The sequence below is a fragment of the Thermicanus aegyptius DSM 12793 genome (assembly GCF_000510645.1).
In the GTDB taxonomy this organism is placed as follows: domain Bacteria; phylum Bacillota; class Bacilli; order Thermicanales; family Thermicanaceae; genus Thermicanus; species Thermicanus aegyptius.
Window position 1 is genome coordinate 357874 of record NZ_KI783301.1, and the last position, 21130, is coordinate 379003.

The 21130-nt window shown below is 48.4% G+C and carries 22 protein-coding genes and 1 rRNA gene; 17 read left to right on the forward strand and 6 right to left on the reverse strand.

Annotation, left to right across the window (positions count from 1 at the left end):
- Positions 1 to 4: 4 nt before the first annotated feature.
- Entirely contained in the window at positions 5 to 1396 is a 1392-nt protein-coding gene (locus THEAE_RS0101880) for an amino acid permease (RefSeq protein WP_052329693.1), read from the reverse strand.
- 154 nt (positions 1397 to 1550) lie between these two features.
- On the opposite strand from THEAE_RS0101880, the gene THEAE_RS0101885 reads away from it, so the two are divergent.
- The 7 genes from THEAE_RS0101885 (at position 1551) to mutY (ending at position 8790) form a co-directional block, all read left to right on the forward strand.
- Positions 1551 to 2450 carry an SDR family oxidoreductase gene (locus tag THEAE_RS0101885; RefSeq protein WP_028986343.1) on the forward strand — a complete coding sequence of 300 codons (900 nt, stop codon included), beginning with the start codon at positions 1551 to 1553 and terminating at the stop codon, positions 2448 to 2450.
- Between the two features lie 134 nt (positions 2451 to 2584).
- Positions 2585 to 2746, forward strand: a complete 162-nt coding sequence (locus tag THEAE_RS22815) for a hypothetical protein (RefSeq protein ID WP_156920526.1) — start codon at positions 2585 to 2587, stop codon at positions 2744 to 2746.
- A 237-nt stretch (positions 2747 to 2983) separates the two neighbouring features.
- Positions 2984 to 3820 (forward strand): sulfurtransferase, encoded by an 837-nt coding sequence (locus THEAE_RS0101895; protein ID WP_028986344.1) that lies wholly within the window; start codon positions 2984 to 2986, stop codon positions 3818 to 3820.
- 329 nt (positions 3821 to 4149) lie between these two features.
- Complete coding sequence (locus THEAE_RS0101905; protein WP_028986346.1) at positions 4150 to 5481, forward strand: hemolysin family protein; 1332 nt, start codon at positions 4150 to 4152, stop codon at positions 5479 to 5481.
- 61 nt (positions 5482 to 5542) lie between these two features.
- Positions 5543 to 6655, forward strand: coding sequence for a D-alanine--D-alanine ligase (locus tag THEAE_RS0101910; protein WP_028986347.1), 1113 nt, complete (start codon positions 5543 to 5545; stop codon positions 6653 to 6655).
- A 99-nt stretch (positions 6656 to 6754) separates the two neighbouring features.
- Positions 6755 to 7669: a proline dehydrogenase family protein gene (locus THEAE_RS0101915; RefSeq protein ID WP_028986348.1), complete on the forward strand. Its 915-nt coding sequence runs from the start codon at positions 6755 to 6757 to the stop codon at positions 7667 to 7669.
- A 56-nt stretch (positions 7670 to 7725) separates the two neighbouring features.
- Positions 7726 to 8790 carry an A/G-specific adenine glycosylase gene (gene mutY, locus THEAE_RS0101920; RefSeq protein ID WP_039944664.1) on the forward strand — a complete coding sequence of 355 codons (1065 nt, stop codon included), beginning with the start codon at positions 7726 to 7728 and terminating at the stop codon, positions 8788 to 8790.
- Positions 8791 to 8855: 65 nt separating this feature from the next.
- Here mutY and THEAE_RS0101925 read toward each other — a convergent pair whose 3' ends face one another.
- Positions 8856 to 9470, reverse strand: a complete 615-nt coding sequence (locus tag THEAE_RS0101925; protein ID WP_028986350.1) for a superoxide dismutase — start codon at positions 9468 to 9470, stop codon at positions 8856 to 8858.
- A 226-nt stretch (positions 9471 to 9696) separates the two neighbouring features.
- Between THEAE_RS0101925 and THEAE_RS0101930 the strand changes: the two genes are divergently transcribed.
- Both THEAE_RS0101930 and THEAE_RS0101935 read left to right on the forward strand, forming a co-directional pair.
- Positions 9697 to 9861 carry a gamma-type small acid-soluble spore protein gene (locus tag THEAE_RS0101930; RefSeq protein WP_005584008.1) on the forward strand — a complete coding sequence of 55 codons (165 nt, stop codon included), beginning with the start codon at positions 9697 to 9699 and terminating at the stop codon, positions 9859 to 9861.
- A 147-nt stretch (positions 9862 to 10008) separates the two neighbouring features.
- Positions 10009 to 10269, forward strand: a complete 261-nt coding sequence (locus THEAE_RS0101935) for a hypothetical protein (RefSeq protein WP_028986351.1) — start codon at positions 10009 to 10011, stop codon at positions 10267 to 10269.
- A 261-nt stretch (positions 10270 to 10530) separates the two neighbouring features.
- On the opposite strand, the gene THEAE_RS0101945 is transcribed toward THEAE_RS0101935, so the two are convergent.
- The gene (locus THEAE_RS0101945; protein WP_028986352.1) at positions 10531 to 11829 is read right to left on the reverse strand and encodes a glutamate-1-semialdehyde 2,1-aminomutase; all 1299 of its coding nucleotides are present in this window, start codon (positions 11827 to 11829) and stop codon (positions 10531 to 10533) included.
- 108 nt (positions 11830 to 11937) lie between these two features.
- Here THEAE_RS0101945 and THEAE_RS0101950 point away from each other — a divergent pair, with 108 nt between their 5' ends.
- Positions 11938 to 12135, forward strand: coding sequence for a cold shock domain-containing protein (locus THEAE_RS0101950; protein WP_028986353.1), 198 nt, complete (start codon positions 11938 to 11940; stop codon positions 12133 to 12135).
- Positions 12136 to 12218: 83 nt separating this feature from the next.
- Here the strand turns inward: THEAE_RS0101950 and THEAE_RS0101955 are convergent, their stop codons facing one another.
- Both THEAE_RS0101955 and THEAE_RS22820 read right to left on the reverse strand, forming a co-directional pair.
- Complete coding sequence (locus THEAE_RS0101955; RefSeq protein WP_028986354.1) at positions 12219 to 12905, reverse strand: zinc metallopeptidase; 687 nt, start codon at positions 12903 to 12905, stop codon at positions 12219 to 12221.
- A 181-nt stretch (positions 12906 to 13086) separates the two neighbouring features.
- Positions 13087 to 13302 carry a hypothetical protein gene (locus tag THEAE_RS22820; protein WP_156920527.1) on the reverse strand — a complete coding sequence of 72 codons (216 nt, stop codon included), beginning with the start codon at positions 13300 to 13302 and terminating at the stop codon, positions 13087 to 13089.
- 126 nt (positions 13303 to 13428) lie between these two features.
- Between THEAE_RS22820 and bcp the strand changes: the two genes are divergently transcribed.
- The 6 genes from bcp (at position 13429) to THEAE_RS0101990 (ending at position 18599) form a co-directional block, all read left to right on the forward strand.
- Positions 13429 to 13902 carry a thioredoxin-dependent thiol peroxidase gene (bcp, locus tag THEAE_RS0101965; RefSeq protein WP_005583849.1) on the forward strand — a complete coding sequence of 158 codons (474 nt, stop codon included), beginning with the start codon at positions 13429 to 13431 and terminating at the stop codon, positions 13900 to 13902.
- A complete protein-coding gene (locus tag THEAE_RS0101970) occupies positions 13899 to 14852 on the forward strand; it encodes a D-2-hydroxyacid dehydrogenase (protein WP_028986355.1) in 954 nt (317 codons plus the stop codon). Before bcp ends, THEAE_RS0101970 begins: the two co-directional genes overlap by 4 nt.
- Positions 14853 to 14862: 10 nt before the next feature.
- On the forward strand, positions 14863 to 15453 hold the full coding sequence (locus THEAE_RS0101975) for a cob(I)yrinic acid a,c-diamide adenosyltransferase (RefSeq protein WP_028986356.1): 591 nt from the start codon (positions 14863 to 14865) through the stop codon (positions 15451 to 15453).
- A 71-nt stretch (positions 15454 to 15524) separates the two neighbouring features.
- A complete protein-coding gene (nth, locus tag THEAE_RS0101980) occupies positions 15525 to 16199 on the forward strand; it encodes an endonuclease III (protein ID WP_039944666.1) in 675 nt (224 codons plus the stop codon).
- 114 nt (positions 16200 to 16313) lie between these two features.
- On the forward strand, positions 16314 to 16757 hold the full coding sequence (locus THEAE_RS0101985; RefSeq protein ID WP_005583844.1) for a Fur family transcriptional regulator: 444 nt from the start codon (positions 16314 to 16316) through the stop codon (positions 16755 to 16757).
- A gap of 96 nt (positions 16758 to 16853) precedes the next feature.
- Positions 16854 to 18599, forward strand: a complete 1746-nt coding sequence (locus tag THEAE_RS0101990) for a glycosyl hydrolase family 18 protein (protein WP_028986358.1) — start codon at positions 16854 to 16856, stop codon at positions 18597 to 18599.
- 70 nt (positions 18600 to 18669) lie between these two features.
- Here THEAE_RS0101990 and THEAE_RS0101995 read toward each other — a convergent pair whose 3' ends face one another.
- On the reverse strand, positions 18670 to 19035 hold the full coding sequence (locus THEAE_RS0101995; RefSeq protein ID WP_005583841.1) for a DUF2614 family zinc ribbon-containing protein: 366 nt from the start codon (positions 19033 to 19035) through the stop codon (positions 18670 to 18672).
- 463 nt (positions 19036 to 19498) lie between these two features.
- On the opposite strand from THEAE_RS0101995, the gene THEAE_RS0102000 reads away from it, so the two are divergent.
- Positions 19499 to 21027 (forward strand): 16S ribosomal RNA (locus THEAE_RS0102000).
- Positions 21028 to 21130: the final 103 nt, after the last annotated feature.

The window sequence follows — 21130 nt, forward strand, 5'->3', positions numbered from 1 at the left end:
AAACTTATTCCGTTTCCGGTAAGAAGCCGCCTTTTGGTCTGCGGATGAATATGGAGCCAAAGGAGATTCCGCCAAAGAGAGCTAGGCTTATGATCAATCCAATTCGCTGGGTGGGGTCGTTTAAGGTACCGGATAGGGCGACCAGTATAAGGAGAATCCCCCCGTAGGAGAGGTAAGGGGATCCGGTTAATCCCCAATTTTTGGCGAGGCGAATGTGGGATGAGAGAATCAGGATCCAGTTCAAGATGAGAAGCACTCCAGCTGAAGAGGTTACCAGTTCATAGAGGCGGGCAGGGAGGAAAAAGGAGAGGAGGATCGTCAGGGCAAGGCCGGTGGCGCTTAACAGTAAAGCATAAATGGCGATGCCTCTGGAATTGATATGGGCCAGCTTGGGGGGAGCATCCCCATCCTGGGCCAGGGAGACCATGATCCGGCTGATGGAGAAAAGGGTGGCCACCATGATGGAAAACGCTGCAGTGATGATGATGAAGTTAAAGAAGGAATCTAAATAAGGAATTTGAAAGGCTGCGAGAGCCGTCACAAACGGGCTTTTTGCAGGAGAGATGCTCTGCCAGGGGGTCATCAGGAGGACGAAATACAGGGCCAGAATGTAGAGGAGGGTGAGAGAAGAAAGGGTTGCCCGCCCGGCGCGCATTAAATCTTCCCTTTTCTTTAACTCGGCGGCAGCAATCCCTAAGACCTCAACTCCACCATAGGAGAAAAGGACGAAAAGAAGGGAAGACCAAACACCTCTGAAACCGTTTGGAAACCAATCGTTCCATTGAAAGGAGAAGGTGAGATGATCCAATCGGCTTAAAGTGGGGGGGATGAGTCCTAAGAGGATGAGGAACCCGAAGAGAATAAAAAGAAGAAGAGTCCCCAGCTTTATGATGGCGAAGGAGGATTCGATCCTTCCGAAATTTTTTACTCCCATCAGGTTGATCCCCAAGGCAAGCGCAGAATAAAGAACGGCAAAAATCCAAAGTGGGATCCAGGGAAACCAGTATCGGGTAAATACGGAGATGGCCGTTACTTCGCTGGACATGATGAGGACACCTGCGATCCAGTAGACCCAGCCGCTTAAAAAACCTACGTCAGGCCCAAAGGCAAAGCGAGCATAAGCGCGAAAGGCTCCTGATTGTGGAGCGTGAATGGACATTTGTGCTAAAGCGCGAAATACAATAAAAACCGTTATTCCACCGATCAGGTAGGAGAGTAGGATCGATTCTCCTGCCAACCGGACCGATACACCTGTTCCCAGGAAGAATCCGGCGCCGATGATGGAGCCGATCCCGATGAGGGAAAGCTGCCACCAAGATAATTTCTCACTCCCTCTCTTTTCCTTGTTTACTTTTTGCGCCCGTTTGATGGATTGATGGATCGCTTCCGGTCTCAAGGATTTCCCTCCTTTTTTCTTTTCGGTTCTTTCTGCGGTTGCTCCGATTATTCTCCCCGATTTTAATACATTTCATTCGAATGGGTGGGAACAGAAGCCTTAGGGGAGGAATAGACTGCTATCGTTATAAAACCAAAAAAGGAGAGAGATCCCAATGATTCCCCACTATCCTTATTTCGGCGTAGAGTGGAAAATCATCCCTTTACCGATCACTTTCCCGCCCCAGCATCAGGATAGGCATCCAGGTTTTGAGTATGAGATGGTCCCCCCTCCCATCTTTGACAATCCTGCTTATCAAGGCAGCGGTAAACTTCTTCATCGCGTGGCTATTATTACAGGAGGAGATTCAGGGATTGGCCGGGCCGTTGCCGTCGCCTTCGCCAAAGAAGGGGCGGATCTCCTTCTTGTTTATTTGAATGAAGAGGAGGATGCCCGTTTCACGAGGGAATATGTGGAGAAATTTGGAAGGAGAGTGATCACCCTCCCCATCGATCTTCGTGAACCTCAAAACTCACGGGAGATTGTGGAAACGGCTCTCCGGCATTTCGGCAAGATCGATGTGTTGGTGAATAATGCGGCGGTTCAATACGAACAGCCTTCTCTCTTCGAGATTAGCAACGAACAACTGGAAAATACATTTCGTACCAATGTCTTTTCCTATTTCTATCTAACGAGAGAAGTACTTCCCTATCTTGCGTCGGGTTCTTCGATCATTAATACCGCTTCCATTACGGCCTACCAGGGGGAGAAGACTCTGATTGATTATTCCGCTTCAAAGGGAGCGGTGGTTACCTTTACCCGCTCTCTTTCTCTAAACCTCGTGAATAAGGGAATCCGGGTGAATGCGGTGTCTCCCGGGCCTGTCTGGACACCCCTGATTCCTTCCAGTTTTTCGGCGGAAAGGGTGGCTCACTTCGGACTGGAGACCCCGATGAGGCGAGCGGCCCAGCCTTTTGAACTGGCTCCGGCATATGTATATTTGGCCTCGGATGATTCCAGTTATGTAACCGGTCAGGTGATCCATGTGAACGGGGGAGCGATGGTGGAGTCTTAATCTTAATTGTTACAAAATAAAGGAGAAATCAAACCGGCTACAATTCTCCCTTGAAATTCCCCTTCAATATGTTATATAATGAACACAAACAAAAGCGGAATGTAATATAACAGAGCTTGAAGGAGGAAGAAAGGATGTATGATTGCCCGGTGTGTCATGGGAATGGAGAGGTGGAATGTCACGAATGCGGGGGGACCGGAATGGTCCATGGGGAAACCTGTTCTTCCTGCGGGGGACATGGAATCCATATTTGTGTTCGCTGTGACGGGGCAGGCGCCTTGGAAGAAGCGGTCTGATCGGTGAGTAAATTAGATGATGGGAACCACCTGTACCTAACATGGGTACAGTTTTTTTTATCCTCCCTGAAACCTATGATCTCCTTTGCCCGTCTAATGGGTTTGAGCACCTTAAAGGGAGACTTTATCCGATGAAAAAAGGACTTGGGAGGGGCGAAACAGTTTCGTTCTAGCCGATTTCCCCTCGCTTCGTTTAAAATAGATCTGTGAGGGAAAAAGAGGATAGAGGTGAATGGTATGGATCCGGTCATTTCGGCGGAATGGGTGGTTGAGCATCTAAACGATCCGACGCTTCGGATCGTAGATTGCCGTTTTGATATGGCGGACCCTGAGCGGGGAAGGAGGGAATACTCCCTCCTTCATCTTCCCGGAGCAATCTATGTAGATCTGGAAAAAGATCTGACAGGGAAGTTGGGAGAACATGGAGGACGCCATCCGCTCCCTGATTTCGATCTTTTCGCGGCGAAGATGGGAAGGCTGGGGATCTCCCCGGAACATAAAGTCGTTGCGTATGACGATCAATGGGGAGAATTTGCCGGACGCTTTTGGTGTTTGATGCATCTGTTGGGGCATGAGGAGGTATATCTCCTCGACGGTGGATTGTTAGGCTGGGAAAAGAGGGGGTATCCCGTTACCTCCGATCTGCCTGCTTATCCACCTTGTACATTTAAACCTCGGATTCGAGCTCCTTTTCTTGCCGTGATGAGTGAGGTAAAAGAGAAGCTGGGCTCTCCGGAAACCATTCTCATCGACTCCCGGGAACGGAGAAGATATATTGGCGAGGCCGAACCCATCGACCCGATTGCCGGACATATTCCGGGAGCGAAAAATTTCTACTACCAGGAAGTGATCAATTCTGAAGGAAGCTGGAAAACTCCGGAACAATTAAAGGAACACTTTGGTTCCATCGATCCGGAGAAAGAGCTCATCGTCTATTGCGGATCGGGGATTACCGCCTCCCCCAATGTTATCGGCCTCATGCGAGCCGGGTTTAAAAAGGTACGCCTTTATGCCGGCAGCTGGAGCGATTGGATTAGTTATCGGGAGAATCCCATCGCTACAGGAGAAGATTAAAAGAAAGAAACGGTTTTTTCGGGTTGTGTCGGGCTACCCAGATAGCGTGGCACAACCCTTTTCCTTTGATCTCAAGATCCTATTTTCGAGGTGTACCATCGTCTTTAATCCATTTTTTAAACCGTTCAGCATGAGAATAGCCTCCGATTATCTCTTGTCAAGAGATGAAAAGAGGCTCATAATCAAATGGGAGGCATGCGACCCATGGAAAAGGATGTATAAGCCCATGGAACCACAAGAGAATGGTTACGCTATGGAATAAGGATGTTTTTTAGAAAGATCGTGTCGGCTTCGGGCAAATCCAGGATTAAGGGAACGAAGGGAATGCGATGATCGGATTTAGCGCTTTAATCATTTTATTTTTGCTGTTGGCCACCGCTTTTTTTGTCGCGGTGGAATTTGCCGTCGTCCGGGTGCGTCCGAGTCGGATCGAACAACTGGTGATGGAGGGGGATCGACGGGCGTTTAACGTACAGCGGGTGATCCATAATCTGGACAACACCCTTTCCGCTGCCCAACTTGGAATTACGATTACGACGGTAGGCCTAGGATGGATGGGAGAACCCGCGGTGGAACACATTTTCCATCCCCTCTTTTCCTATTTCCCCATCTCGGAACAGGCGGTTACCGTAGCTTCCGTACTTTTTTCCTTTATCCTGATCACCCTTCTAGAGGTGGTCTTAGGGGAATTGGTCCCCAAAACCTATGCGATTCAAAAAGCCGAAGAATTCAGCCTGAGTGTGGCGGGGGTGATCATTTGGTTTTACCGGCTCATGTTTCCCCTCGTGTGGGTATTAAACAGCCTGGCTACCCTGATCAGCCGTCTCATCGGATTAAAACCGGTGAAAGAACTGGAGGAGAGCCATTCTGAAGAGGAATTGAAGATCATCCTCTCCGAAAGCTATGAGAGCGGCGAGATTAATCAATCCGAGTATGGATATGTGAACCGGATCTTTAATTTTGACGATCGCCTTTCCCGGGAGATCATGGTTCCCCGTACCGACATGGTATGCCTTTATCTGGATAAGAGCCTGAAGGAAAATTTAAAGATTATCAAGGAGGAAAGGTATACCCGCTTTCCTGTTGCCGTAGGGGATAAGGATCATATTGTCGGCATGATTAACACGAAGGAGTTTTTCCTTCGCTATATGGATGATCCTAACCTCGATTTTAGCAAGTTGGTTCGTCCTGTCCTTACCGTGATGGAGGCAACTCCGATCAAGGATCTGTTAAAGGAAATGCAAAAAAAGCGCGTTCATTTTGCCGTACTGGTAGATGAATATGGAGGAACCGCCGGCTTAGTAACCATTGAAGATATCCTGGAGGAAATCGTCGGTGATATCCGTGACGAATTTGATGAAGAAGAAGTGGCGGAGATACAGACTCTGGCAGAGGGGCATCTTCTCGTCGACGGAAAGACGCTCTTGGAGGAAATCAATGAACGTTTTCATACCCATATTGAAAGTGAGGATTATGATACCGTAGGGGGATGGCTTTATGGAGAGAATCCGATCCTTCGGGAAGGGAGTGAAGTGGAGAGGGAGGGCCTTCTCTTTCGGATCAAGGAAATGGAGAGGCATCGGGTTCGAAAAGTGGAGATTATTCGTCAATCTCCCCACGAAATGAGTGAAGAGGAAAAAGAAAAAGAGGAACAGAATTAGGTGAATAACCATATGGATAGTAGTAAGAGCGATCATAGAATAGGTAAAGGGGTTTTAGAGCATGAAGCATGGGAAGAAGATTCGTATCGCCCTCCTTTATGGGGGGAAATCGGGGGAGCATGAAGTTTCCCTTCTCTCGGCTCGCTCCATCCTGGCGGCGATTGACAGGGAGAAGTATGAACCGATCCCCATCGGCATTTCCAAGGAAGGGAGATGGCTCCCACGGGAAGAATCCTTAAAACTATTGGGAATAGAAGAAATACAGGGATACTTGGAAGAGGGAAACTCGGAAAGAACCCCTTTGCAAAAAAATCAGCTCCGATCCCCTGCTCCGGATGGGGAAATTCAACCTGTTTCTTTTTATTTTCCGGGAGATGTCGATGTTATTTTTCCGGTTCTGCACGGACCGAATGGAGAGGATGGAACCATCCAGGGGCTTTTGCAATTGGCCGATCTTCCCTATGTGGGGGCAGGTGTGCTTTCCTCTGCCGTTGGAATGGATAAGGTGATCATGAAGAGACTTTTCGCCCAGGCTGACCTTCCCCAGGCGAAGTATCTTTCCTTTTTGAGAAAAGATTTGGAGCGCCGTTTGGAAGAAGTGTTTCAGGAGATTGAAGAAGTTTTGGGCTATCCCTGTTTTGTGAAACCTGCCAATCTCGGCTCCAGCGTAGGGATCTCCAAAGCGAAGGATCGCAATGCCCTAAAAGAGGCTTTATCCTTAGCAGCCCGTTACGATCGGAAGATCATCGTGGAAGAATATATCCCCGCTCGGGAAATCGAAATGGGAGTATTGGGGAATGATGACCCCATCGCCAGCATCCCAGGGGAGATTCTCCCTGGAAATGAATTTTATGATTATGAGGCAAAATACTTTGACGGGAAGTCTCAACTGGTTATACCGGCTAAAGTAACCGAAGAGGAGAAGGAGAGGCTTCAGGAATTAGCGATTCAGGCATTCAAAGCAATTGATGGAGCCGGGCTGGCCCGAGTCGATTTCTTTATTCATAAGGATACGGGGGAAATCCTGGTGAATGAGATAAATACCATGCCCGGCTTTACCCCTTACAGCATGTATCCGCTTCTCTGGCAGCACAGCGGCATTCCTTATGGGGAGCTGATCGATCGATTAATTGACCTCGCCTTAAAGCGGTATGAAGAAGGAAAAAGTATATAGACAAGAGAAGGAACTTATAGTACTTTAGAACTAGGTAACTTATTCCCAAAGGAATCCCATGATGTTGACTTGGGATGCAGAAAGGGGATTCTTCTCGTGTTGGATACGGCGATGAAAAATTTCTTTCTCTTTCTCTCCAAAAACCGAACGTTAAATCGAGCAGCAAAGAAATGGGGTCTGCGTTTCGGAGCCAATCGGTTTGTGGCAGGGGAGAGCATCGATGAGGCGATGGCAAAAGGAAAAGAACTGAACGATCTTGGTCTCCTCTGCACCTTTGACCATTTGGGAGAGTTTGTGAAAGATGAGCCGGAAGCGATAGATGCGGCGGAGTTTAACTTACGAACCCTGGACGCGATTCACCGGACGGGAGTAAAATCTACCTTGTCGGTGAAATTAACCCAGATGGGACTCGATATTAGCCGTGAGCTTTGCATCGCCAATATGAGGAACATCTTAAAGCGGGCGAAACAGTATGATAATTTTGTCCGCATCGACATGGAAGATTCGGCTCATTGTGCCGTAACCATTGAAATTTTTAAGGAACTACGCCGGGAATTTGATAATGTTGGGCTTGTGCTGCAAGCCTATCTCTATCGGACGGAGCAGGACTTAAGAGATCTGATTCCATACCGGGCGAACCTGCGCTTGGTGAAAGGAGCCTATAAAGAACCGCCGGATATTGCCTTTCCGGATAAAAAAGATGTAGATGCGAATTTTAAGAAGTTGATCGCCCTTTCTTTGGAACAAGGGGCTTATACGGCCGTTGCCACCCATGATGACCAGATCCTGCAGTTTACGAAAAACTTTGTGAAGGAGAAGGGCATTCCCCTCGACCGCTTTGAGTTTCAAATGTTGTACGGGATACGGACACAGTCCCAATTGCAATTGGTGAAGGAAGGATATACGGTGCGGGTTTATGTTCCTTACGGGAATGATTGGTACGGATATTTCATGCGCCGCCTTGCGGAGCGGCCTGCGAATGTCGCCTTTGTCCTAAAAGGGATGTTTCGTTAATCGATTTTTTGCAAAGAAATCATTCATTTTTTTTGAAGAGGATGATCATTGGGATCATGAAAGTAGCAGAGGCACTTGCGTCGGACTTGTTAAGTTGGTATGGGAAGAGGAAACGCTCCCTGCCGTGGAGAGAAACCCGGGATCCTTATCAAATCTGGGTTTCTGAGATCATGCTGCAACAAACCCGTGTTGAAACCGTGATTCCTTATTTTGAACGGTTCATGGAAAAATTTCCAACACTACACCATTTAGCCGCCGCAGAGGAGGCGGAGGTTTTAAAAGCCTGGGAGGGTTTGGGCTATTACTCCCGTGCCCGGAATCTCCATCAGGCGGTTAAAGAGGTGGAAGAGAGATATGGAGGGGTGGTACCTGACGAAGAGGAAGAATTGACTCGGCTCCCCGGAATTGGCCCTTACACGAGCGGAGCAATTCTAAGCATCGCTTATGGAAAAAAGATTCCAGCCATCGATGGAAACGTTTTGCGAGTCGCTAGCCGCCTTTTTGCGATAACGGAGGATGTAGGGAGGGGAAGCACCCGGAGGAAGATCAAGGAGCTTCTTCTTACGATCATCCCAGAGGAGGCGCCGGATCAATTTAACCAAGCTCTCATGGAAATTGGTGCCCTCGTCTGCCTTCCTAAGGCTCCTACCTGTGAAGAATGTCCGGTACGTCATTACTGCGAGGGGAAGAAGAAGGGGATAGAAAGTAGCCTCCCGAGAAGGAAAAAAGTAGAAAAAGTAAAGGTGGAACAACGTCTTACCTTGCTCCTTTACTCTCCAAAGGGGGTGTTGATGAGAAAGAGAAAAGAATCGTTGCTACACGGAATGTGGGAATTTCCGAATTGGCTCCTAAAGAAAGGGGAGAACCCTCTCCCTTTCTTAGAAAAGGAGCTTTCCCTTCTGGGGATTCCTCTCCATGAAATTCCCCGCCCCATGGGGGAGGTGCACCATGTCTTTAGCCACATGATATGGCAGCTTTCCGTCTTTCTCCTCATGTTAGAGGAAGGGGATGTAGCCCGGGAGGACAAACTAGGGGATTATTGTTGGGTGAGCAAAGAACGGTATCACGAACTTCCCGTTCCCATCCCTTTTCAGCGGGTATACCAATTGAACGATAGATAAAAGAAAAGCGGAAGACCTCGTAGGTTTTCCGCTTTTCTTCGGTTTTATGCCCTCAGGGAAAAGGCTTATTTGTACTGATTAAAGTTCTTTTCAACCTGCTCCCAGTTTACCACATTCCAAAAGGCTTTAATGTATTCCGGGCGCTTGTTTTGGTATTTCAGATAGTAAGCGTGCTCCCAAACGTCAAGGCCTAAGATCGGCTTTTTCCCTTCCATGATGGGATTATCCTGATTTGGAGTGGAGGTAAGGGAAAGTTTTCCTCCCTGTTCTACCAAAAGCCATGCCCAACCGCTGCCGAAACGGCCTGCCGCAACCTTGCCGAACTCCTCTTTAAACGCGTCGAAACTGCCGAATTGGGCATCGATGGCTTTGGCCAATTCCCCGGAAGGAGTACCCCCACCATTCTTTTTCATGAGCGGCCAAAAGAAGCTGTGATTCCAGTGACCTCCGGCATTATTTCGTACAGCGGTGCGGATGTCTTCAGGTACCTGATCGAGGGAGGCGAGGAGATCTTCCAGGCTCTTTTCGTACAATTCCGGGTGTTTGTCCAAAGCGGCATTTAAATTGTTAACATAAGCGGCATGGTGTCCCGTGTGGTGAACTTTCATGGTTGCCTCATCGATATAGGGTTCCAGCGCGTCATAGGCATAGGGAAGTGCGGGTAACTCATACTTTGCCATATTATCTTCCTCCTTTTTATCTGAGTATGTAACATTAACACCTTCATTATATAAATAATCAGGAGAAAAAATCAATACTTTGATAATAAGAAAGTTTAATAACCCTTGGAGCCTTCTTTACGTTAAAGTATGCCCATTCCCATGCGGGTGATTCAGTTCTCTCTCTGATACGGGACGGATATTTTTTTTTAGACGGGAAAGCCTAGAGGTATGGGAGGTGATCATTGTGGCGAAGAAAACACCTGCAGGCACCAATGTACAAAAGGTAGCCCAACAGAACAATGCTTCCGCTCAAAATCTTGAGAGCACCAATGCAGAATTCGCGAGTGAAACGGATGTTTCTGCGGTTCGTCAGAAGAACCAGAAATCGCAGCAGAATAAAAAGGGTTAAGGATGAGTGGTTAAACATTTTGTCGAAACCCGTCAACCGGACGGGTTTCCTTATTGTGTTAAAACAAGTCATAAAATGACAAATATAGTCAAAGGAACCAGGCGCTGGAGGGAGAAATAGGATGAGTACAGAAAGGAGGAAACAGGGATGAGACAAGTTGATCATCTTCTAGGGACTGAGGAATTAATGGCAAGTTATGAAGCCGACTTGGAACGATTGAAGAGATACCGTAACTTAAGGGAGGATCTGAAAAGGCGTTTGGAGAGGCATCAGGTCTTTGAACTTCTTGGGCTAAAGAACGAACGGAAAGAAATTGAGGTGGCTCTTCACTATATCGAGAGGCAGCTCGTTTTTATGGAAACCATTGAGCATCGTTATGCTCAATTGCAACAGAAACAGATGAATTAATGCGGAGATGTTCTTTTTTAGAATCGGGAGTTTGCATCGAACGTGGGAGAGGGCCGTCCTTCTTTCTCTGAAAGAACCTTTGATCTGTGCTGACGAACGTTTAGATGAACGGGGATTTTAGGAGAATCGGGAGAGGATGGGATTTCCTTTAAGGACGGTCGCCCGGATCCGCACCTCTGCCCGGAAACTCCTCGGTCAAGTGGAACACGAAAAAAACCTTTTCAGCATGATTACATAGTCGGTATGAGAAATATTGCCGCCTTATAGGGAAGTCTTAAGCAGTGCGAAGCTCTCTTCCGCTGCTTGTAGGGTCTTTTCCATATCCTCTTCGCTATGGGGAGCTTGTATAAACCAGGCTTCAAATTTAGAGGGGGCAAGCAGGACTCCTCTTTTTAGCATCTCTTTAAAAAAGATTCCGTAGAGATGGCTGTCTGCTGCCTTAGCATCGGCATAATTTCGGACAGGATGAGAGGTGAAATGGGTGGAAAAGGCTCCTTTCACCCGGTTAATCGTAAGGGGTATATGATATTGAGAGGCTAGGTAAAGCAGTCCTTCGGTAAGAAGGGCGGCCAGATGATCTAAATGCTCATAAAGCCCCTCCTTTTTAAGTTCCTGTAGGGTTGCGATTCCTGCCAGCATGGAGGCAGGATTCCCGGCCATCGTTCCCGCCTGATAAGCCGGACCAAGAGGGGAAACCTGTTCCATCACCTCTTTTTTGCCGCCATAAGCTCCAATGGGAAGTCCCCCTCCAATAATTTTTCCCAATGCGGTTAAGTCGGGAGTCAACCCGTATAGATTTTGGGCTCCGCCGTAGTGAAAGCGGAAAGCGGTAATCACTTCATCATAAATCACCAAGGAGCCATGTGCATGGGCAATTTCATGAATTCGATTGAGAAACCCTTCTTGTGGAGGTACGATGCCAAAGTTGCCCACGATAGGCTCCACAAGGACCGCAGCCACTTCTTCTCCCCATTTCTCCATGGCGAATTCCAGAGAGGATGGATCATTATACGGAACGGTGATCACATCATGGGAGATGCTTTCAGGAATTCCTGCGCTGTCCGGAATACCGAGGGTAGCCGGTCCAGAACCGGCCGCTACCAAAACTAAGTCGGAATGGCCGTGGTAACAACCTTCAAATTTTAGGATTTTTGTCCTTCCGGTGAAAGCCCTGGCGACCCGAATGGTGGTCATGACCGCTTCAGTCCCGGAATTGACAAAGCGGATTCTCTCCATGGAAGGGATTGCTTCCCGAATCATGGTGGCAAACTCAACTTCATAGGGGGTTGAGGTTCCATAGAGGGTACCGTTTTCCGCAGCTTGGGTAATCGCTGCCACCAACGATGGGTGTCCGTGTCCGAGGATGAGGGGCCCATAGGCAGCCAAAAAATCGATGTACCGGTTCCCGTCCACATCCCATATGTAGGCTCCTTTCGCCTTTTCCATAAAAAGTGGCGTTCCTCCCCCTACCGCTTTATAAGACCGAGATGGGCTGTTTACCCCTCCGATAATAACCTGAAGTGCCCTTTGATACATCTCCTCCGATTTGATCCAATTCACAGAGATCCCTCCTAAAACATATGAGCATTTTTTTAAAAAAGAAGAGGTATGGATACACTATACCTAAGTTAACACAATCGTTTTAAAAGGGAAAGGAATGTTAAGACAATGCATGGAAAAGTGAAATGGTTTAATGCAGAAAAAGGATATGGATTTATTACAGCGGATGATGGGAAAGAGATCTTTGTCCATTATACCGCAATTGAAGGGGAGGGTTTTCGTACATTGGATGAAGGCCAGGATGTAGAATTTGATTTGACGCAAGGGGATCGGGGTCCACAAGCTGCTCATGTGGTGAAGAGGTAAACGCGGCCGCTCCTCAAGGAGTAAAGGAGGGATAAAAAAAGGATCACCGTCTCAGGTGATCCTTTTTAGGTGGAACGGAATCATTATCTCTCATCGCTTTGATTGAAGATCCAGATGTACTCAAGAAGTTGAAGGACAGCCATGAGGGTAGCTGCCACATACGTGAGGGCGGCTGCCCCTAAAACTCGGCTTGCCCCTCCCACTTCCCTGTCGTCGATGATTCCCATCTGCACCATCAATTTTTTGGCTCGGGCGCTGGCATTAAATTCAACTGGGAGGGTAATCACCTGAAAGAGGACGGCGAAACTGAAGAAGATGATTCCCAATAAGAGAAGTCCGGTCAGATTGAAGAAGAAACCGGCCAATAGGAGTAAAGGGGCTGCTCCAGCCGTTAAATTAACCAAAGGAAAGATATGATGTCTGGCAACCAGCATGGGGTATTGAACTTTATGTTGAATGGCGTGCCCTACCTCATGGCAGGCTACCGATACGGCGGAGATGGAATTGCCGGCATAGACGGGTTCCGAAAGACGGACAACTTTATGAATGGGATCATAATGGTCGGTTAGACGGCCTGCAACAGGCTCCACAGGGATATGGTAGAGCCCATTGGCGTCTAACAATCTTCTCGCCGCCTCCGCTCCGGTCATTCCGGAGGAGGTGCGATAACGGGAAAATTGACTAAATGTCCCTTGAACCCTGAATTGCGCCCATAAACTAAGCCCAAAGGCAAGCAGAATCAAGAGGGTCCACGGTGTGAAAATAGGCATTTTTAACTTCTCCTCCTTTATAAACCATCCTTTTCGTCTCGTAGATTTATCGTTTCGTCGAGCAGAGAAGAATGCTAAAGGATCTACTGCTTGACTTTACTCTTTATACGATCATTTAATGGTCTGGTTTCATGTTTACGCCCCCTATTATAACAAAAAAATAGGGAGATGGGTATATGGATTAGGGATCTACCTCAAGTTTATAGACCTCCGTATAGTCCCCCTTTTCAATTTCTTCTTCCGTTGCTCCGATTTCTAAAACATCATCTTCGATCCCCGGAGCGACGGTGGGTTGATCCTCCATGTTTTCCTTCCTTGTTTTGAACGCTTTGGAGGCGATCCTATGCTCGTTGGGACAGGAATTTTTGTGATGCTCCATTTTGCGGGTTACCCTCATTGCTTTCTCCTTTCATTTTTCATACGTTTACGGAAGCCTAATTATTTGATTCCCTTTTTTGTTCCATGTAAACTGGGAATTGAAGAGAATGCTGAGAGAAGGCTAAATCCGAAGGAGGAAAAGAATATGGTTCAAATAGGGGAAAAGGTTCCCGATTTTACGCTGCCGGGGAGTAATGGGGAGATGGTCTCCCTTTCCGATTTCCGAGGGAAGAAGGTGATTCTTTATTTTTATCCAAAGGATATGACGCCTGGATGCACCACCGAAGCCTGCGATTTTCGAGATGCCCATGATAAGATCCTTGATAAAGGAGCGGTGGTGATTGGGATTAGTCCTGATCCCATCAAAAGCCATGCGAAATTTATTGAAAAACATGCGCTTCCTTTTCTTCTCTTGGCCGATGAAAATCATGAGGTGGCAGAGATGTTCGGGGTATGGAAATTAAAAAAGAGGTACGGAAGGGAATATATGGGGATTGAACGTTCCACCTTTCTCATCGATGAGGGAGGAGTTTTGAGGGAAGAATGGCGGAATGTAAAGGTGGAGGGGCATGTGCAAGAGGTGGAGTCGGTCCTTAGCAAGCAGGTGAATGGGAGATGAAGATCGCCTCCTCTGCGAAAATGAGCGAGAAACATCAGAACGAATTGCGGGAAACCTATCCGGACCTTCACTTTTCCTTTTTTTCCTCCATGGAAGAGGTGATGAGTAAGGCAGGAGATCTGGAGGTTCTCCTCACCTACGGCGATGACCTAAGCGATGAGCGTTTATCCCGAATGCCCCGGTTGAAGTGGATTCAGGTTTTAAGCGCGGGATTGGACAAAATGCCCCTTGAAGCGCTTGAAAAGAGAAATATCCTCGTTACGAACGCCAGAGGGATTCATGGAATACCGATGTCCGAGTATACCCTGGGGGTGATGCTTTATCACGTCCGCCGATTCGGGATCGTTTATGAGCATCAAAAGGAGAGGGTTTGGGATCGGAGCATCCGAGTGGATGAATTGGAAGGGAAGCGCCTGGGCATCATCGGGGCAGGGGCGATTGGAACAGAGATAGCCCGGAAAGCCCGTCTTTTCGGCATGGAGGTGATCGGCCTTTCCAAAAGCGGAACCCCTTTGCCCGAATATGACCGGGTGGTCAACCGGGAGGGACTTCCCCAACTTCTCGCCGAAAGCGATTTTGTCGTATTGGTCGCTCCTCTTACCCCGGAGACCTACAAGATGATGGGGGAAAAAGAGTTCCGAGAAATGAAGAGGGAGGCCGTCTTTATTAATATAGCCAGGGGAGCCCTGGTTGATGAGAAGGCATTGGTGAAGGCCTTGGAGGAGAAATGGATTGCGGCTTGTTACCTTGATGTTTTCACGGAAGAGCCCCTTCCTCCCGACCACCCATTCTGGGGACTTCCCAATTGCTGGATCACCCCTCATATGTCGGGCCTTTCCCCCCGTTATATGGAGAGAGCATTGCGCATCTTTACCTACAATCTCACCCGCTATCTAAACGGCGAATATGGGGAGATGAAGAATCGGATTCATTTCACGAAGGGGTATTAGGAGGTATAGAATGAAGATCTATACGAAAAGCGGTGACAAAGGAGAAACCTCTTTAAACTATGGGATCCGGGTGCCAAAAGATGATCTGCGGGTAGAAGCATATGGCACCGTAGATGAGGCGAACAGTTTCGTCGGGCTTGCGTTAAGTCTTCTCCCGGAGACGGGAGGCGATCCGGCGGAGCTGGAGCGGATCCGCCATGGGCTCAAGGAAATTCAGACGAAACTCTTTCACATCGGGGCGGAGCTTTCTACTCCGGAAGGAAAGGAGGTCCCCTGGCCCATCCGGGAAGAGGATGTTGCCTTTCTAGAGCAGGAGATTGATCTTATGGAGGAAAAACTTCCTCCCCTTGCCCAATTTATCTTACCGGGTGGACATCCCGCCTCTGCTTCACTTCATGCCGCCAGAACAGTGGTTAGGCGAGCGGAAAGAAGAGTGGTATCCCTCTCTTCAAAGATTCCGCTCCAGGCTGTGGTGGTGCGCTATCTCAACCGTCTCTCCGATTACTTATTTGTGGCGGCCAGATGGGTGAATCACCTTGCGGGCATTCCGGATGCGGGACTTCATGAAATTAACAAAGAAGTTGGAGAACAGAAAGAATAAGCAGAGGAGAAACAGACTCCTATTGCTTTTATTTGGATGAATGCATAGAAAAGGAGATGATTGAAGGGGAAATGACAAAGACGGGGAAACAGCCGGTTCCTGTCCGGTTGATCCTGGACCGGTTACAGGAGACCTATCCGAATGCCCACTGTGAGCTTCACTTTACAACACCGTTCGAACTCTTGGTGGCAACCATCCTGTCCGCCCAAACAACAGACCAGAAGGTGAATGAAGTAACCAAGGATTTATTCCCCGAATATGGAACTCCGGAGAGACTTCTCACCCTTTCGGAAGAGGAACTTTCCGAAAAGATTAAAACGATTGGATTGTACAAGAATAAAAGCAGGAATCTTTTACGAACGGCGCGCATTATCCTGGAACGGCATGGGGGAGAGGTGCCCCGAACGATGGAGGAATTGCTCTTACTTCCAGGGGTCGGAAGAAAAACGGCCAACGTCGTCCTTTCCAATGCATTTGGAGTGCCTGCGATTGCCGTTGATACCCATGTTTTTCGGGTGAGCAACCGGATCGGCCTGGCGAATAGCGAGGATGTTTTGGAGACAGAGAAACAACTGATGGATCTTATCCCTCGAAGCGAATGGTCATTTGCCCATCATCTCCTCATATGGCACGGACGGAGGATTTGTCATGCCCGCGCTCCACGGTGCATGGAGTGTCCCATTTTTCCCTACTGCCGATTCGCGTCCCAATCTGATGCGGTCCCGAAAAAAAACGACAAAAAATGACCGGTTTCAGAAATTTGTCATTGACATACTATCTATGGAAGGAATAAACTAATTGTGATATCTTAAAGATGATATAAAATAATAATTCCTATTGTGGATTGCGAGGTGAAGATCATGATCGCGCGCGCAATCGAGAGAGCCGTTGATGTTCTAAAAGGCACAGGCGTGCGGATGACCCCCCAGAGATATGCGATCCTCGCTTATTTGCTGGAAACCAAAAGACATCCCACTGCAGATGAGATCTATAAAGCGTTGGAGAGCCGCTTTCCCAGCATGAGTGTAGCGACGGTTTATAATAACTTAAAGCTTTTTAAGGAAGCAGGCTTAGTTAGAGAATTAACCTTTGGGGATCATTCCAGTCGTTTTGATGCCGATACACATGAACACTATCACATCACTTGCACATCCTGCGGAAGAATCGAAGATTTTGAGTATCCAACCTTAAATGAGGTGGAAGAACAGGCAGCCCGGAGTACAGGTTTTATCCCCAGCAGCCATCGGATGGAGATCTATGGAATTTGTCCGGATTGCCAAAAGAAAGCCTCTCATCATCATTGAGAAGCTTTTCTTTAAAAGGATACCGGCGTATCGCTTTTTGTTACAAAAAGAGAACTTTAGAGAAAAGTGGGAGAAAACTTAAAAAGGATGGGTAAGATGGGGACAGTCATCAATTTAGAACCGAGGAGAAGCAGAAAGAGAAGATTGAATCTTTTCTTATGGCTTCTCCTTCTCTTTTTCATTTTAGTTATCATCGCCGCCGGCTATCTCTATTATTTTTTTTATTGGCCGAATTCACAAAAAATATCTCCTTATCCCAATCGTCCCCATCCCATTTGGGTGGGGGATACCCTGTGGGAAGGCAAGGGACCTTATGTGAAGGATGGAAAGGTTTGGCTTCCTTATAGTTTTATCCGGGAGAAGATTGATCCCTACCTGTATTGGGATGAATCCATTGACAGCCTCATTCTTACCACCGAGAAGAAAGTGCTCCGCCTGCCCAATCAACAGGTTACCGCTTTTTTGAACGAAAAGACCTTTCCCCTCACCTTTCCCGTGGAAAAGATAGATGGGGAGCCTTTCTTACCCATGGAGGTGGCGGAAAAGTTTTATCCCTATTCCTTCTCCTATCAGCCGGAAACGGGGGTTCTCCTCATTAAACCTTGGGGGTATGTGGTGCAAACAGGGACCATTCTGGGAAATCCTGAAAAAGATAAAGGAAAGCCCCTGCGATCCGGACCCTCTATAAAGGAGCCGCTTTATCTTCTCCTTTCACCAGGGGAGAAGGTGGAGATCCTTGGTGAGGAAAAAGGGTGGTATGAGGTTCGGACTGGAAAAGGAATTGTAGGTTATATGGAGAAGAAAGATCTCTTCCTTAGTGGGATGGAGAAGGTTCCGGAAGGGGAGAGGGAAGAAGATTACCGCCCCTGGAATCCTGTGGGAAAACCGATCCTTCTCACCTGGGAGCACGTGGTTCGGAATACGCCGGATCCCAGCACGATCGGAAATTTGGCAGGGGTAAATGTGGTGGCTCCCACCTGGTTTGAAATTATAGATGAAAAGGGTACGGTTCAAAATCTGGGAGATCTCACCTATTCGAAGTGGGCCCATGAACGGGGGTATCAGGTATGGGGGCTTATTTCAAATGGATTTGACCCCGACCGCACGCAAGCATTTCTTTCCAATTTTGAAACGAGACAAAGAATCTTGCGGCAAATGCTTCAGCTTGCCTCCATCTATAATTTAGATGGATTTAACATTGATTTTGAAAATGTTTATTTAAAAGATCGGGAAGTGCTGGTCCAGTTCATCCGGGAAATCACCCCCTACCTACATGAACAAAATTTAACGGTAAGCATCGATGTGACGATAAAGTCGGAGAGCGAGACTTGGTCAAAGTTTTATGATCGGAAAGCACTGGGCGAGACCGCCGATTATGTGGTGGTGATGACCTATGATGAACATTGGGCCGGAAGCCCTATAGCCGGTTCTGTGGCCTCCCTCCCTTGGGTGGAAATGGGCTTAAAAGGGGTATTGGAAGAGGTTCCACCCGAAAAGGTTCTTTTGGGAGTTCCTTTCTACACCCGCCTTTGGTCCGAGTCGAAGGGTACGGACGGGAAGTTGGTTGTAAAACAAAGGGCGCTCTCGATGGAACAGGCGGAGAACTGGATGAAGGAGAGGAAGCTAACCCCCGTCTATGACGAAGCGAGTGGCCAGCAATATGTGGAATACAAAGATCCGATGACGGGAACCGTATATAAAATGTGGCTGGAAGATGCCGGTTCGATAAAAAAAAGGGCGGAACTGGTAAAGAAGTATAACCTTGCGGGTCTTGCCGCATGGCGTAGGGGATTTGAAAAGCCGGAAGCTTGGGCGGCTATACAAGAAGCGTGGGCACGTTAACCTCAGCAATCCTATAAAGAAATCCCTCCCCTTGATCGGAGAGGGATTTTTTTAGGGTTTTTCGGAGGAGTTAATTTTCGGAGGATTTATTTATTTTTACGGAATCCTTTACATCGTGAACTTCTTGGTCCCTATTTTGAAAAGCGGGGTCGAGCGTAAGCTTCTGTTTACAAAACATGCATTCATCATTTTTCCCCAGCATCTTGGTCGTTTTTCCACACGTAGGACATTGAACCAATACGGCGCGGGAAGAAAGGAGTCCGATCCAGAAGTAGGAGGAGGCGGAAAGTATCACGACGAGGAAACCGACGAGCATGAGCAGGGCCATGAGAATCGGTATCTGCTTCACAAGAATTGCAAGGTACATGATACCGACACCGGCGATCAGTGCAATCATGGAGTAGGTTCTTAATTTATTTAATTTGCCTGAGAACATGGACGCGTACCCCTTTATCGTTTAGCAAAAGAATGGTTGCCCGTTCTTTACGATTTAATAGATTGGGGTGAAAAGAACGGGTTCTTTTGCAAATCGTTTTTTCTATATAAAGTCTATAATCGTTGAAATGCCGTGTCAAATTTTTTACCAACGAAGAGCATATCGGTTGGAAACGTAAAATTGCCAAAAAAATGACTAGACTTTTGGGGCGAGGCGTGGTATATTACATCTTGCTTCAGGTTAACGGATGATAGCTCAACGAACGAAAGAATTACCAGTTGACGAAACGGCATCCGTTATGGTATATTAAAGAACGTCGCTGCGACGGCGGCGAGGGAAGAAAGGCCCATGGTTCCTTGAAAACTGAACAGAAACGCCTGTGAGGAATAAAAGCAAGAAGAACTGAGAGTCGAGGAAGAAGACTCGAGCAGAGGGGGGAAGGGAGGAAACTTCCGGAACCTTCTTAATGGAGAGTTTGATCCTGGCTCAGGACGAACGCTGGCGGCGTGCCTAATACATGCAAGTCGGACGGTTTAGAGGTGAGAGGCTTGCCTCTCGCTTCTAGACAGTGGCGGACGGGTGAGTAACACGTAGGCAACCTGCCCGTAATACCGGGATAACCTGGGGAAACCGAGGCTAAGCCCGGATAGGCTCCTTTTTCGCATGGGAGAGGAGGGAAAGGGTGCGACCCGATTACGGAGGGGCCTGCGGCGCATTAGCTAGTTGGTGAGGTAACGGCCCACCAAGGCGATGATGCGTAGCCGACCTGAGAGGGTGACCGGCCACACTGGGACTGAGAGACGGCCCAGACTCCTACGGGAGGCAGCAGTAGGGAATCTTCGGCAATGGGCGAAAGCCTGACCGAGCAACGCCGCGTGAGTGAGGAAGGCCTTCGGGTTGTAAAACTCTGTTGTTTGGGAAGAAGGGAAAGGGTAGGCCCCTTAGGTGACGGTACCAAACGAGAAAGCCCCGGCTAACTACGTGCCAGCAGCCGCGGTAATACGTAGGGGGCGAGCGTTGTCCGGAATGATTGGGCGTAAAGCGCGCGCAGGCGGTCCTTTAAGTCTGATGTGAAAGCCCGCGGCTTAACCGCGGAAGGTCATTGGAAACTGGGGGACTTGAGGCTAGGAGAGGGAAGTGGAATTCCTGGTGTAGCGGTGAAATGCGTAGAGATCAGGAGGAATACCGATGGCGAAGGCAGCTTTCTGGCCTAGAACTGACGCTGAGGCGCGAAAGCGTGGGGAGCAAACAGGATTAGATACCCTGGTAGTCCACGCCGTAAACGATGAGTGCTAGGTGTGAGGGGTTTCAAGGCCCTTCGTGCCGCAGTACACACAATAAGCACTCCGCCTGGGGAGTACGGTCGCAAGACTGAAACTCAAAGGAATTGACGGGGGCCCGCACAAGCGGTGGAGCATGTGGTTTAATTCGAAGCAACGCGAAGAACCTTACCAGGGCTTGACATCCCTCTGACGGGAGTAGAGATACTTCGTCCCTTCGGGGCAGAGGAGACAGGTGGTGCATGGTTGTCGTCAGCTCGTGTCGTGAGATGTTGGGTTAAGTCCCGCAACGAGCGCAACCCTTGAGCTTAGTTGCCAGCATTGCGGATGGGCACTCTAGGCTGACTGCCGCAGACGATGCGGAGGAAGGTGGGGATGACGTCAAATCATCATGCCCCTTATGTCCTGGGCTACACACGTGCTACAATGGCCGGTACAGAGGGAGGCGAAGGAGCGATCCGGAGCGGAACCCAAAAAGCCGGTCGTAGTTCGGATTGCAGGCTGCAACTCGCCTGCATGAAGTCGGAATCGCTAGTAATCGCGGATCAGCATGCCGCGGTGAATCCGTTCCCGGGCCTTGTACACACCGCCCGTCACACCACGAGAGTCGGAAACACCCGAAGTCGCTCAGGCGCCTAAGGTGGGGCCGATGATTGGGGTGAAGTCGTAACAAGGTATCCGTACCGGAAGGTGCGGATGGATCACCTCCTTTCTATGGAGAACGCCTCGCAGGGGAAGTTTCTGTTCGGTTTTGAGGGAAACCTCAGCGTTCCTTGAAAACCGGATACAGGCAAGAAGCGAAGAAAGCGGTGAAG